The organism is Methylogaea oryzae, from assembly GCF_019669985.1.
Lineage (GTDB): Bacteria > Pseudomonadota > Gammaproteobacteria > Methylococcales > Methylococcaceae > Methylogaea > Methylogaea oryzae.
In genome coordinates, this window is record NZ_AP019782.1 from 3,500,309 (window position 1) to 3,513,671 (window position 13,363).

At 62.5% G+C, this 13,363-nt stretch carries 13 protein-coding genes; 10 read left to right on the forward strand and 3 right to left on the reverse strand.

All coding sequences use genetic code 11. The annotated features are described in order from the left end of the window. Positions 1 to 40 precede the first annotated feature (40 nt). The 6 genes from hslV to ubiB are packed head-to-tail and all read left to right on the forward strand — an operon-like array spanning position 41 to position 5,302. Positions 41 to 595, forward strand: a complete 555-nt coding sequence (gene hslV, locus K5607_RS15490; RefSeq protein ID WP_221047547.1) for an ATP-dependent protease subunit HslV — start codon at positions 41 to 43, stop codon at positions 593 to 595. Continuing rightward, the gene (gene hslU, locus K5607_RS15495; RefSeq protein WP_054774424.1) at positions 592 to 1,917 is read left to right on the forward strand and encodes an ATP-dependent protease ATPase subunit HslU; all 1,326 of its coding nucleotides are present in this window, start codon (positions 592 to 594) and stop codon (positions 1,915 to 1,917) included. Before hslV ends, hslU begins: the two co-directional genes overlap by 4 nt. Continuing rightward, entirely contained in the window at positions 1,914 to 2,297 is a 384-nt protein-coding gene (locus K5607_RS15500) for a gamma-butyrobetaine hydroxylase family protein (protein WP_054774425.1), read from the forward strand. The genes hslU and K5607_RS15500 overlap by 4 nt, the downstream gene beginning before the upstream one ends. Continuing rightward, positions 2,294 to 3,043: a bifunctional demethylmenaquinone methyltransferase/2-methoxy-6-polyprenyl-1,4-benzoquinol methylase UbiE gene (gene ubiE / locus K5607_RS15505; protein WP_221047548.1), complete on the forward strand. Its 750-nt coding sequence runs from the start codon at positions 2,294 to 2,296 to the stop codon at positions 3,041 to 3,043. Before K5607_RS15500 ends, ubiE begins: the two co-directional genes overlap by 4 nt. Continuing rightward, positions 3,006 to 3,668 carry a ubiquinone biosynthesis accessory factor UbiJ gene (locus K5607_RS15510; RefSeq protein WP_221047549.1) on the forward strand — a complete coding sequence of 221 codons (663 nt, stop codon included), beginning with the start codon at positions 3,006 to 3,008 and terminating at the stop codon, positions 3,666 to 3,668. The genes ubiE and K5607_RS15510 overlap by 38 nt, the downstream gene beginning before the upstream one ends. An 8-nt stretch (positions 3,669 to 3,676) precedes the next feature. After that, complete coding sequence (gene ubiB, locus K5607_RS15515) at positions 3,677 to 5,302, forward strand: ubiquinone biosynthesis regulatory protein kinase UbiB (RefSeq protein ID WP_221047550.1); 1,626 nt, start codon at positions 3,677 to 3,679, stop codon at positions 5,300 to 5,302. Here ubiB and K5607_RS15520 read toward each other — a convergent pair. Genes K5607_RS15520 through K5607_RS15530 form a run of 3 tightly spaced genes read right to left on the reverse strand, consistent with a single transcriptional unit; the run spans position 5,297 to position 8,743 of the window. Further along, positions 5,297 to 6,196: a hypothetical protein gene (locus K5607_RS15520; RefSeq protein WP_221047551.1), complete on the reverse strand. Its 900-nt coding sequence runs from the start codon at positions 6,194 to 6,196 to the stop codon at positions 5,297 to 5,299. The two genes, ubiB and K5607_RS15520, sit on opposite strands and share 6 nt — an antisense overlap. 1 nt (position 6,197) lies before the next feature. Beyond that, positions 6,198 to 6,911, reverse strand: a complete 714-nt coding sequence (locus K5607_RS15525) for a hypothetical protein (protein ID WP_054774256.1) — start codon at positions 6,909 to 6,911, stop codon at positions 6,198 to 6,200. 38 nt (positions 6,912 to 6,949) lie between these two features. After that, entirely contained in the window at positions 6,950 to 8,743 is a 1,794-nt protein-coding gene (locus tag K5607_RS15530) for a VWA domain-containing protein (protein ID WP_221047552.1), read from the reverse strand. A gap of 155 nt (positions 8,744 to 8,898) precedes the next feature. Here K5607_RS15530 and K5607_RS15535 point away from each other — a divergent pair, with 155 nt between their 5' ends. The 4 genes from K5607_RS15535 (at position 8,899) to K5607_RS15550 (ending at position 13,358) form a co-directional block, all read left to right on the forward strand. Next, positions 8,899 to 9,441, forward strand: coding sequence for a thioredoxin family protein (locus K5607_RS15535; RefSeq protein WP_246598890.1), 543 nt, complete (start codon positions 8,899 to 8,901; stop codon positions 9,439 to 9,441). Positions 9,442 to 9,576: 135 nt separating this feature from the next. After that, a complete protein-coding gene (locus tag K5607_RS15540; protein ID WP_221047553.1) occupies positions 9,577 to 10,755 on the forward strand; it encodes a phosphoglycerate kinase in 1,179 nt (392 codons plus the stop codon). Positions 10,756 to 10,878: 123 nt separating this feature from the next. Beyond that, positions 10,879 to 11,139: a DNA-directed RNA polymerase subunit omega gene (gene rpoZ, locus K5607_RS15545; protein WP_082411693.1), complete on the forward strand. Its 261-nt coding sequence runs from the start codon at positions 10,879 to 10,881 to the stop codon at positions 11,137 to 11,139. A 38-nt stretch (positions 11,140 to 11,177) separates the two neighbouring features. Next, complete coding sequence (locus tag K5607_RS15550) at positions 11,178 to 13,358, forward strand: RelA/SpoT family protein (RefSeq protein WP_221047554.1); 2,181 nt, start codon at positions 11,178 to 11,180, stop codon at positions 13,356 to 13,358. Positions 13,359 to 13,363 lie beyond the last annotated feature (5 nt).

Below are 13,363 nucleotides of genomic sequence, written 5' to 3' on the forward strand. Positions count from 1 at the left end.
GCAGCTCGTTCCCGACGAATTTTTAGCGAGGCTCTAACACGTGGAATCTTTTCACGGCACCACCATCGTTTGTGTGCGCCGCGCCGATAGCGTGGTGATCGGCGGCGACGGCCAGGTCACCTTGGGCAACACCGTCATGAAAGGCAATGCCCGCAAAGTGCGGCGCCTGTACCACGAGCGCGTCATCGCCGGTTTCGCCGGCGCCACCGCCGACGCCTTCACCCTGTTCGAGCACTTCGAAGGCAAGCTGGAAAAGCACCGCGGCAACCTGGCCCGCGCCGCCGTGGAACTGGCCAAGGACTGGCGCACCGACCGCGCCCTGCGCCGGCTGGAAGCCCTGCTGGCGGTGGCCGACGCCAAGTCGTCCCTGATTATTTCCGGCAACGGCGACGTCATCGAGCCGGAATACGGCCTGATCGCCATCGGCTCCGGCGGCCCCTTCGCCCACTCCGCCGCCCGCGCTCTGCTGGAGAACACCGAGCTTTCCGCCCGCGCCATCGTGGAGAAGTCCCTCAGCATCGCCGCCGACGTGTGCATCTACACCAACCATAACGTCACCATCGAAGAACTGGATTGCGCCAAGGAGCCGGAATGACCGCCATGACGCCCCGCGAAATCGTCCACGAACTGGATAAACACATTGTCGGCCAGGCCGCCGCCAAGCGCGCCGTGGCCATCGCCCTGCGCAACCGCTGGCGGCGCATGCAGGTGGACGCCGCCCTGCGCGAGGAAATCACGCCGAAGAACATCCTCATGATCGGCCCCACCGGCGTCGGCAAGACCGAAATCGCCCGCCGCCTGGCCAAGCTGGCCAACGCGCCGTTCATCAAGGTGGAAGCCACCAAGTTCACCGAAGTGGGCTATGTGGGCCGCGACGTGGAATCCATCGTCCGCGACCTGGTGGACATCGCGGTGAAGATGACCCGCCAGGAGGAAATGGCCAAAGTGGCCATCCGCGCCGAAGAAGCGGCGGAAAACCGCATCCTCGACGTGCTGCTGCCCCGTGCGGAATCCTGGGGCAGCGAGGCGGAACCGCCCGACTCCGCCACCCGGCAAAAATTCAAGCAGAAGCTGCGCGCCGGCGAGTTGGACGACAAAGAAATCGAAATCGAGGTGCAGGGCGTATCCATGGGCGTGGAAATCATGGCCCCGCCCGGCATGGAAGAAATGTCCCAGCAGTTGCAGGGCCTGTTCCAGAACATGGCGCAAAACCGCACCCGCACCCGCAAGCTGCGCGTCAAAGAGGCCTTCAAGCAGCTCAAGGAAGAAGAAGCGGCCAAGATGGTCAACGAAGAGGAAATCAAGCTGCGCGCCCTGTCCGCCGTGGAACAGAACGGCATCGTCTTCCTCGACGAGATCGACAAGATCTGCAAGCGTTCCGACCACGGCGGCGCGGAAGTATCGCGGGAAGGCGTGCAGCGCGACTTGCTGCCTTTGGTGGAAGGCAGCTCCGTCACCACCAAGCACGGCATCGTCAAAACCGACCACGTGCTGTTCATCGCCTCCGGCGCTTTCCACCTGACCAAGCCGTCCGACTTGATCCCGGAACTGCAAGGCCGCTTCCCCATCCGCGTGGAATTGGAAGCCCTGTCGGTGGACGATTTCATCAGCATCCTCACCGAACCCAGCGCCTCCCTCACCGAACAGTACGCAGCGCTGATGTCCACCGAGGGCGTTAATTTGCGCTTCACCGAGGACGGCATCGCCCGCATCGCCGAAATCAGCTGGGAAGTGAACGAGCGCACCGAGAACATCGGCGCGCGCCGCCTGCACACCGTATTGGAAAGGCTGCTGGAAGGCGCTTCGTTCGACGCGGCCGACCACGCCGGCAAAACCGTCACCATCGACGAGGTCTACGTGGACGAACAGCTGTCCGAACTGGCCCGCGACGAAGACCTGAGCCGTTACATCCTGTGACCGCCACGCCTCTGGAAATCAAGCTGCACCAGCAGTCGCGGGTGCTGGAAGTGCGCTTCGACGACGGCGCCCGCTTCGAGCTGCCCTACGAATACCTCAGGGTCTACTCGCCCTCGGCCGAAGTGCGCGGCCACGGGCCGGGCCAGGAGGTTTTGCAGACCGGCAAGGAAGACGTTACCATCCAATCGGTGCGCCCGGTCGGCAATTACGCCATCGCACCCACTTTCAGCGACGGCCACGACAGCGGCATCTACACTTGGGAAACGCTGTACAAGCTGGGCCAGCACCAGGAAACGCTGTGGGGCCAATACCTAGCCATGCTGGAACAAGCGGGCCAACCGCGCAAGCAAACCACGGATTCAAACCAGACCACCCCATGAACGACCAAAACACCACCCATTTCGGCTTCCGCCAGGTGCCGGAAGGCGATAAAGCCAAACTGGTGCGGAGCGTATTCGACTCCGTGGCCGGCAAGTACGATTTGATGAACGACCTCATGTCTATGGGCGTGCATCGCATCTGGAAGCGCATCGCCATCCAGCTCAGCAACGTGCGCCACGGCGACAAAGTGCTGGACTTGGCCGGCGGTACCGGCGACATGACCAAGCTCTACCGCGAACGGGTGGGCGACAGCGGCCAAGTGGTGCTGTCCGACATCAACGCCGCCATGCTCAACCAGGGCCGCTCCCGCTTGCTGGACGAAGGCGTGGTGGGCGGCGTGCGCTTCGTGCAGATCGACGCGGAAAAAATCCCGTTTCCCGACAACACTTTCGATTGCGTCTGCATCGCTTTCGGCCTGCGCAACGTCACCCACAAGGAGGCCGCCCTGGCCTCCATGTACCGGGTGCTGAAGCCGGGCGGCCGCCTCATCGTGCTGGAATTCTCCCACCCGCCGGAAGGCCCGTTCAAAAAGGTTTACGACGCCTATTCCTTCAAGCTGTTGCCGGCGCTGGGCAAGATGATCGCCAACGACGCGGAAAGCTACCGCTACTTGGCCGAATCCATCCGCATGCACCCGGATCAGGAAAAACTCAAAGCGATGATGGAGACGGTCGGTTTTGAACGCTGTGAATACTTCAATCTTACCCATGGCGTCGTCGCCATCCATCGCGGCTACAAGTTCTAAGGGCGGCAATGCCTGGCCGGCGCTGCTGGCCGGCGCGGTCGAGACGGCCCTGGGAACCTATCTGTCCCTGGACCCCGACAGCGCCAAGCTGATAGCGCCCCTCGACGGCAAAACCATCGCCCTGGTGCTGACGCCGTTCGACTGGACGCTGTACCTGTGCCCCGGCGAAGGCTCCGTGCAAATACTGCAGGAGTGGCTGGGGCCGGTGGACGTGACCCTGCGCGGCAGCCCGGCGGCCTTCGCCCAGCTGGGTTTGAGCGCCGATTCCCACGGCGAATTGTTCGCCGGGCGAGTCGCCGTTACCGGCGATATGCACGTCGCCCGCCACTTCCAACGCCTGTTCGACAAACTGGACATCGACTGGGAAGAGCATGTCTCCCACCTCACCGGCGACTTGCTGGCCAGCCAGCTCGGCGGCATGGTCCGCGCTGGCCGTCACTGGCTCAGCGAAGCCCACAAAACCTTCCGCCTCAATTTAGCGGAATTCCTCCAGGAAGAAAGCCGCGACCTGCCCGCCGCCCTGGAAGCCGACGCCTTCTACGGCGACGTGGACCGCTTGCGCGCCGACGTGGACCGGCTGGAAGCTCGAACCGCCCGCCTGCGCGCGGCCCTATCCGGCGACTGAGACAGCTCATGGTGAATCCGAAACTGGCGCAGCGCATGCTGCGTATCCACTGGGTATTGGCCCGCCACGGCCTGGACGACCTGATCCTCGCCACCCACCTATTCCGCCCGGTGCGCTTCCTGCGCCCCCTCACGCCCGGCGGCTGGATGGGCGGCCGGCACAAGCCGCGCGGCGAGCGCATCCGCTTGGCGCTGGAGGATCTGGGGCCTATTTTCGTCAAGTTCGGCCAGACCCTGTCCACCCGCCGCGACCTGCTGCCGGAAGACGTGGCCGACGAGCTGGTCAAACTACAGGACCGGGTGCCGGCCTTCCCGGTGGAAGACGCGCGCCGCATCATCGAGAGCGAGCTGCAGCAGCCCATCGCCGCCGCCTTCCGCCGTTTCGACGACACCCCGCTGGCCTCCGCCTCCATCGCCCAGGTGCACACCGCCCAGCTGAACGACGGCCAGGACGTGGTGGTCAAAGTGCTGCGTCCCGACGTGGAGAAAACCATCCGCCAGGACTTGGCGCTGTTGTACGAACTGGCCCGCATGGCCCAGCGTTTCTGGCCGGAGGCGAAGCGGTTGCGGCCGGTGGAAGTGGTGGCCGAGTTCGAGAAAATCATTTTCGACGAGCTGGACCTGGTGCGCGAAGCGGCCAACGCCTCCGAACTGCGACGCAACTTCGACAATTCGCCCATCCTCTACGTGCCGAAAGTGCATTGGCCGCTGACCCGGCGGCGGGTGCTGGTGATCGAGCGCATCTACGGCACGCCGGTGGGCGACGTGGCCGAGCTGCGGCGCCAGGGCGTGGACATGAAGCTGCTGGGCGAGCGCGGCGTGGAAATCTTTTTCACCCAGGTGTTCCGCGACAACTTCTTCCACGCCGACATGCATCCGGGCAATATTTTCGTCGCCCCCAACGCCCAATACATCGCCGTGGATTTCGGTATCGTCGGCACCATCAGCAAGGCCGACCAGCACTACCTGGCGGAAAACTTCATGGCGTTCTTCAACCGCGATTACCGGCGGGTGGCGGAAATGCACGTGGAATCCGGCTGGGTGCCGGCCCACACCCGGGTGGAAGAGTTCGAGTCGGCCATCCGCGCCGTGTGCGAGCCGATCTTCGAAAAGCCGTTGAGCGAAATCTCCTACGGCCAGCTGCTGCTGCGCCTGTTCCAAACGGCGCGCCGCTTCGACATGGAAGTGCAGCCGCAACTGGTGCTGCTGCAGAAAACCCTGCTCAACATCGAAGGGCTCGGACGCCAGCTTTATCCGCAACTGGACCTGTGGCAAACCGCCAAGCCTTTCCTGGAAAACTGGTTCAAAGACCGCATCGGCCCCAGAGCCACCGTGAAGCGGGTCAAGGAGCGTTTTCCGGAATGGGTGTCGCAAGCGCCGGAATTGCCGGGCTTGGCTTACCGGGTGCTGCGCGACGCGGCGGAAGGGGATTTGTCCCTGCGCTGGCGTTCGCCCCAGGTGGACGAACTGCGCCAGGAATTGCGCCGCAACCAGCGCCGCACCGTGGCCGCCATCGGCGGCGCGGCCTTGCTGGTGAGCGGCGCGGTGCTGGCTGCGGCGGGAAGGCTGGAGGATTTGCCGGCGGTGCTGGCGGCCGGCTGCGGCGCGCTGTTGTTAGCCGCCGCTTGGTTATGAGTCTTTCGTCGGCTCCTCCGGTTTGATCCTGACCGTTTCTTCCAGAAACGCGTCGTCCCACCCCAAATCGAACGTATCGGCCTCGGCCGGCTTGTCGGCCTCCGCCGAAGGCTCCAGAGCGGCCCCCCATTGAGCCATGATATCGTCGTCGCTGATGGCGGCCGGCTCCGCCGCCTGCGGCTCGGAGCCCAGCATGTTCAAAAGATTGTCCAAGTCGTCCTGGCTGAGGTCTTCTCCGGCGGCCACCACCGTTTCCGCCATGGGAGCAGCGGCGGGCGCCTGATCATGGGAAGCGGCGGGAACGGCCGCGGCCGCGCTCGCGCCCCCTTCGTCCAACTCGGCAAAGGCGGCGTTCCAATCCACTTCTTCCGTGGCCGCCTCCATGGCCGCCGCGGGCAATGCCGGCGTCATAGTCAGCTCTGTGCCTAAAGCGTTAAACACGTCGTCGGGCTCGGCAACGGCGGCGGCAACAGCGGCAGCGGCGACAACCGGAGCCGACGGCTTCAGCGTCGACGCCGGCCGCGGCGCATCGGCGGCGCACCTGCGCAGATAATCGTCCAGCGTCTTATACAAATTCTGGCTAAATCCCTCCAGGGCGTCCGCATCCTGGGACAGCATCACATTGAAGCAATGGCGGAAGAACGTGCGTTCGGAGCGAATCAAGCGATCCGCCACTTCCGCGCCTTGCGCGTCCGTTATGTGGTGGGCACTGGCCAAAACGCCCATCAACGCTTGCTTACGCTCCGCCTCGGACTGCTTTATCTGCTGCGACAGCGCTCTGAGCGCCCGTTCGATAGCGCGGCGGCGGCGCCATTGCATGAAAGCGATGACGCTGGGCACCAACGCCAGCATCACGCCGAGTTCCAGCAACAGCCACTGTAAGGCCTCGGGCATACTAAGCCTCCGCCTCCGCGATGGCTTCAGCCTCAGCTTCCGCTTCCGCCGCGGCGCTGCTGTCGTCTTTATTGAGGGTGATTTGCTTGATCCTCATTTCCGCCTGTCTAAATATGTTGAGAACTTTTTTCTGGCTAACCTCCAGCTCTTCCGCGCTTTTCGACGCACCAAACATCTTTTGGTATTCGCTGGACACCTCGTCCAAGGTCTCCAAGGCGGTGGCGAGCTGCTCGGACAGCTGGTTGGCCTCGAAACGCAACCGGGTAATGCGGACGTTTTGCTCCTCCATCAGCCGCCGCGCCTTGGTCAAATCCCGCAATACCGCCTCGTCGCCACCCTTGGCGTCGGCGAGCAGCTTGCAAAACGGCTCGGTAATGGCGCGAATGCGGGTGTCGATGTCCATTACGCTTTTCATGTTGCGATGCAGGAAAACCTCGATCACCTGTTTGTACAAGGTGTTTTCCTGCAAATTGAACTCGTCCAGCACGACGGCCAACACCTCATCGCTGGCCGTCGTGGTGTCCCTCAAGCGTTGCTTGAGCTCCTCGATTCGATCCTGCTCCGTTTCCTTGAGGCTCTCGATAAAGTCCCGCACGATCGCCCGCTCGCGCCTTTTGCGCCCGAAAAGCCAAATCAGGTAAGCGAGGATGCCCAGAACCAAACCGATGGTCAGTTCCGACAACAACACGAAAGTCAACGAATCGATTTGCAGCATGGATTGCCCTTAATCCCGCGGTTATTTTATACGCCGCCTTATTCCTTGGGATTGGCAGGGGCGAGATCGTCCAATAGAGACGCCTGCTTGGCGCTCACGCGTTTCTTGTATACCCGGTAGCCGTACCAGCCGCCCACCGCCAATACCAGGTTGATCAGTCCCGCGGCAATGGTGGTCACCAGCCAGTTGGGCTTTTTGGCGGCCTCCGGCTTAGGCGTTTCGGCGGGCGCCGAGGGAGGCGGCTCGGCTTTATGCGCCTCCTCCTTCGGAGGCGGTGGCGGCGCCTTTTCCGCGGGCGGCGCCGTCAACTCGGCAAGAGTCTGCGTATTGAGCACCAGCGAGGGCACGCTGGGCCTGATGTCTTTGCCCTGCAAGGTCTTTGCCGTCACGGCAAAGTTGATGGTCAGCAGCTCCTGGGGCGAAGGCACCGGCAGCTTGAGCTTCCAGGAGCCTTCGCTACCCGGCACCATCACGTCGGTGTTTTGGCCATAGGCATTACTGAGCTTGGCCATGATGCGCATGCTCTTGATGTCCAACACGTCCTTGTTGCCCGTCAGGGTCACGGTCAACTGCGGCGGATCGGCGGCTGCGTCCACCGTCACCTGGGACGACACCAATTGCTCCACCACTTCCAGGTTGTGGATCACTTCGCGCTTGAAGGTTTGGCTGTCGGCCGTAATCAGCAACGTGTGTTTACCCGGCGTCAGATCCTTGATCGCCGCGGAAAAATACCCCGGCTTGGCGGCATCCGGCGCTACCGCCGTTTCCGCGCCCCCGACGGAGTCCTTGGCGCGCAGGCTGATCAGCTTGAGAAACTCGTCCTTGGTGATATCGCCTTCCTTGTCGGTAAAGTGCGCAGAGATATTCAGCGCATCGCCCTTGGTCACGTAATTGGGCAGATCCTTCACCACCAGTTTCAAATCGGTGACCACCATCACTTGGTTGTCCGGATCGGTCTTGGCGACCAACTGCCATTCGCCGGGCTGAGGGTGCTCTACGGTAATCAGATCGTAGCCTTGCTCGTGGCGCCAGTGCACATTGGGCTGCAGCATGATTTCGCTGACTTCCATCTTATCGGGACGCACCAGCTTGGTGGGTTCGGCGCCCTGGCCGAGGAACACCAACAGCGAAAACTCCTGAATGCTGGGATCGACGTTGAATTTATTGCCTTGCAGCGGCACCGTGTCGTGGGGGGTGGTCTTGGCCACCACCTTGGCGAACATCCGCTCCAGCTGTTCGGCCGCTTCGATGGCTTCATGCCATCCGCCGGTATCCTGGGACAGTTTTTTCAGCAACTCCATGTCCGCCTGGTTCGACAAGGCGATGGTGTGCACTTTCACGCCCAGCTGCTGTAGCTTTGGCGTGGTTTCATCAATGAGCCGTTGGCGAGATTCGGCGCTTTGCTTGCTGTCCTTGGAAACGTCCACCATGCCGTCCGTCAGGATGATCAAGTGACGCTTGCCCGCCAGGGAGCTCGCCGTTTTCCAATCTTCGCTGGCTTGGTTCAGCGCCGCCTCGATGTCGGTGAACAAGCCGCGCGAGTGGATTTTATCGGCCCCCGCCAAGGCCTGGGCCTTCCAAGCTTTGTCCGTCCTCCCCAGAGGCAGCAACAACTGGGGCTCGTCCGCAAACAGCCACAGGCTGGCCTGGGCATCGGCCGGCAACAGGCTGACCAGCAATTTGAGCGCCGGCACCCGCAAATTGAGCGGATCGGTCTTTTTCATGCTGCCGGATACGTCGATCACGATGCGCACGTCGGCGCTGGCGGGTGCCGGCGCGTCCTCCGCGTGGGCGGCGGCGGCGAAGCAAAGCAGCAGTAACAGTGATCGCATTATCGAGGCCATATCCGTATTCATTCTGTTATGGTTTTGCAGGGATCAAAATATAGCGCGACGCCAGCCGGCTTAAGACGGACCGCTAAAATGTTGGTATCATTTCACCGCTTTCGTACTCGTGTAAAGCTCTTATGGTAAGAATGGAAACCCCTGTGTGTGACTTCGGCCGCAAACCGGTGGACTTCGCCTTGCCCGGGGTGGACGGCCGCAACTGGAGCCTGGAGCAATGCCGCGGGCCCAACGGCTTGTTGGTCATGTTCATCTGCAACCATTGCCCCTATGTCAAGGCGATTCGCGAACGCATCGTCCGGGATACCCTTGAATTGAAAGATTACGGCGTCGGCGCGGTGGCGATAATGTCCAACGATCCCAGCGAATATCCGGAGGATTCCCTGGACAACATGAAAATCGTCGCCGAACAATTCCGGTTTCCGTTCCCCTATCTGCTGGATGAGTCCCAGCAAGTGGCCAAAGCCTACGGCGCCGTTTGTACGCCGGATTTTTTCGGCTACAACGCCGACCTGGAATTGCAATATCGCGGCCGGCTCGACGAAAGCCGCAAGGACGCCGCCCCCGACAGCGTGCGCCGCGATTTATTCGAGGCCATGAAGCAGGTGGCCCTAACCGGCCGCGGCCCGGCGCAACAAATTCCCAGCATGGGCTGCTCCATCAAGTGGCGGGAAAGCCAAGCATAATTGCCCGTCGCGACGATGCATATCCGCCGCTTGCCGGTATCCGTCGGCGGATCCTAAGATTTCCGGTGGTTTACGAAACGTCGAAAACCGGCGTCTCGTGCACTTTTTTTATACCTAGCTAAATGAGGTAATTGCGTGGCGATCAAGCGAATGACCGATCTGGATCTGCGTGGCAAACGCGTATTGATCCGCGAAGACTTGAACGTACCCTTGAAAGACGGCGAAGTGGCGGACGACACCCGCATCCGCGCCAGCCTGCCCACCATCCGCCATGCCATGGAAGCCGGCGCCAAGGTGATGCTGTTCTCCCACCTGGGCCGCCCCACCGAAGGCGAATACAGCGAAGAAAACTCCACCAAGCCGGTGGCGCGCCACTTGTCCAAACTGCTGGGCAAGGAAGTGCCGGTGATCAAGGACTGGCTGGACGGCGGCTTCAGCCTCAACGACGGCGACGTGGTGCTGTTCGAAAACGTGCGCTTCACCAAGGGCGAGAAGAAGAACGTCGACGAAACCGCGCAGAAATACGCCGCCCTGTGCGACGTGTATGTAATGGACGCTTTCGGCACCGCCCACCGCGCCGAAGCCTCCACCCACGGCGTAACGAAGTTCGCCCCGGAAGCCTGCGCCGGCCCGCTGCTGGCGGCCGAGCTGGACGCCCTGGGCAAGGCCCTGGGCAACCCGGCCCGCCCCATGGTCGCCATCGTCGGCGGCTCCAAGGTGTCCACCAAGCTGACCGTGCTGGACTCCCTGTCCACCATCGTCGATCAGCTGATCGTCGGCGGCGGCATCGCCAACACTTTCATCAAGGCGGCCGGCCACAACGTCGGCAAGTCCCTCTATGAGGAAGACCTGGTCGCCGAAGCCCAGCGCCTGATGGCGGCGGCCAAGGCCAAGGGCGGCGAAATCCCCGTGCCGGTGGACGTGGTGGTAGGCAAGAATTTCGACGCCAACGAGCCTGCCGTGGTGAAGAAGGTGAACGAAGTGGCCGACGACGAAATGATCTTCGACATCGGTCCGGAAACCGCCAAGCAATACGCCGAGCTGTTGAAGACCGCCGGCACCATCGTCTGGAACGGTCCGGTGGGCGTGTTCGAATTCGACCAGTTCGGCGAAGGCACCAAGGCGCTGGGCCTGGCCATCGCCGAATCCCCCGCCTTCTCCATCGCCGGCGGCGGCGACACCCTGGCGGCGGTGGCCAAGTACAACATCGCCGACAAGGTGTCCTATATCTCCACCGGCGGCGGCGCTTTCCTGGAATTCCTGGAAGGCAAGAAGCTGCCCGCGGTGGAAGCGCTGGAAGCGCGCGGCGGTTGATCCGTTGCGGCCATGGAAGCGCCGAGTTAATCGGCGCTTCCATCGGTTAGAATAACCCCATCCCCAACGGCCGGGCCTCACCCGGCCGTTTTCATCGGCAAACCGAATACAGGAGATGTGTCCATGGCACGCGTAACCGTAGAAGACTGCTTAGACAAAGTCGATAACCGTTTCCACCTGATCCTGCTGGCCTCCAAGCGCGCCCGCCAGGTCATGCACGGCGCCACGCCGCTGGTGCCGGCCGGCACCGACAAGCCCACCGTGGTGGCGTTGCGCGAAATCGCCGCCGGCGTGGTGAACCAGGAAACCGTCGATAAAGAACCGCCCATCGTGCGCCGCCCGCCGCCGCCGCCCGTGGAAATCATCGACGACAACGGCTTCTGAGCCCCAACCGACGGCCGGTTGACGCGGAACATACTCCCATGACCGAAGCGGCATCCACCGCATTGCAGATCGAGGAGCCGCTGGAAGACAGGCTGGCGGCCCAGCTGTGCGAGGCCGCGGCCGTCTACCTGGAACCGAAACAGGTAGACGACATCTATCGAGCCTATCAATTCGGCGCTCAATATCATCAGGGCCAATACCGCGTCAGCGGCGAGCCCTATATCTGCCACCCCCTCTCCGTCGCCATCATCCTGGCCGGCATGCGCATGGACCACAACGGCCTGATGGCCGCCGTGCTGCACGACGTCATCGAAGACACCCCCGCCACCAAGGAGCAACTGGCGGAAGAGTTCGGCAACGAAGTGGCGGAGCTGGTGGACGGCGTCAGCAAGCTGACCCAGCTGGACGGCAAAACCAAGGCGGAAGCCCAAGCGGAGAACGTCCGCAAAATGTTCCTGGCCATGGTCAAGGACTTGCGGGTCATCATGGTCAAACTGGCCGACCGTTTGCACAACATGCGCACCATGGGCGGCATGTCGCCGGAACGCCGTCGGCGCATCGCCAGGGAAACGCTGGAAATTTACGCCCCCCTGGCCAACCGCTTGGGCATCAACCAGGTACGGCTGGAACTGGAAGACCTGGGCTTCGCCGCGCTGTACCCCTTGCGTTACAAGGTATTGGACCAGGCGGTGCGCAAAGCGCGCGGCCACCGCAAGGAAGTGGTGGCGAAAATCCGCGCCGCCATCGACACGCGCTTGCAGGAAAGCGGCCTGCACTGCGAAGTGCTGGGACGCGAAAAACACCTGCTCAGCCTGTACGAGAAAATGCGTGACAAGCATTTGACCATGCAGGATGTGTTCGACGTTTACGCCTTCCGCATCATCACCGACAGCGTGGACGACAGCTACCGCGCCCTGGGCGTGGTGCACAACCTCTACAAGCCGGTACCGGGCCGCTTCAAGGACTACATCGCCCTGCCCAAAGCCAACGGCTACCAGTCCCTGCACACGGTGCTGGCCGGCCCCTTCGACCTGCCCATGGAGATCCAGATCCGCACCCGGGAAATGCACGGCGTGGCGGAATCGGGCATCGCCGCCCACTGGCTGTACAAGTCCGAGCACGAACAAGCGCGGGTGCACGAATGGCTGCGGGAGCTTTTGGAAATCCAGAAGAACGCCGGCGACTCCATGGAGTTCCTCGACAATCTCAAGGTGGACCTGTTCCAGAAGGAAGTGTTCGTCTTCACCCCCAAGGGCAAAATCGTCAAGCTGCCGCGCGGCTCCACCCTGGTGGACTTCGCCTACGCCGTGCACACCGATGTGGGCAACCACTGCACCGCCGGCCGCATCGACCGCCGCCCGGCGCCGCTGCAGACCGTGCTGCAGAACGGCCAGACGGTGGAGATCATCACCTCCACCTGGGCGCGCCCCAACCCCCAATGGCTCAACTGCGTGGCGACCGTCAAGGCGCGCTCCGCGGTGCGGTCCAGCCTGCGGGACTTCCAACAACAGGAAGCCATCGACCTGGGCCGGCACCTGTTGGAAAAAGAACTGGGCAGCCACGACGCCGTGCTGGCCGACATTTCCGCCGACAAGCTGGCGGAAGCCCTCAAAGTATTCCATCTCCCCAACCTGGATGCCCTGCTGGAAGACATCGGCCTGGGCAATCGCCTGCCCTTGTTGGTGGCGCAAAGACTGTTGCAGGACGGCGCCCCGCGCGCCGGCACGCCGAACGAGCGGGAACGCGGCGAAGGCTCCAGCCGCGCCGCCTATTCGCCCCTCATCATCCGCGGCACCGAAGGCATGGTGGTCAGCCTCGCCCGCTGCTGCCGGCCCATACCGGGCGACGCCATCATCGGCTTCTTCAATCCCGGCAAGGGCATCGTGGTACACCAGCTGGATTGCAACAACGCCACGGAGTTCCGCAAGAAAAAGCAGACCAGTTGGCTGGAAGTCGAATGGGACAAACAGGCGGCCGGCGAATTCGCCGCGGAAATCCGCTTGGAGCTGGTCAACAAGCGCGGCACCCTGGCCGAGGTCGCCTCCACCATTTCGCGCATGGGTTGCAACATCGAAAACGTGTCCATGGTCAACCAGGACGCGCAAACCTCCACCGACTTCATCACCCTGACGGTCAAGGACCGGGTGCATTTGGCCGGCGTTATGCGCGAGCTGCGCAAACTGCCGGTGGTGCTGAAGATTTCCCGAGCAAAAACTTAACGAAG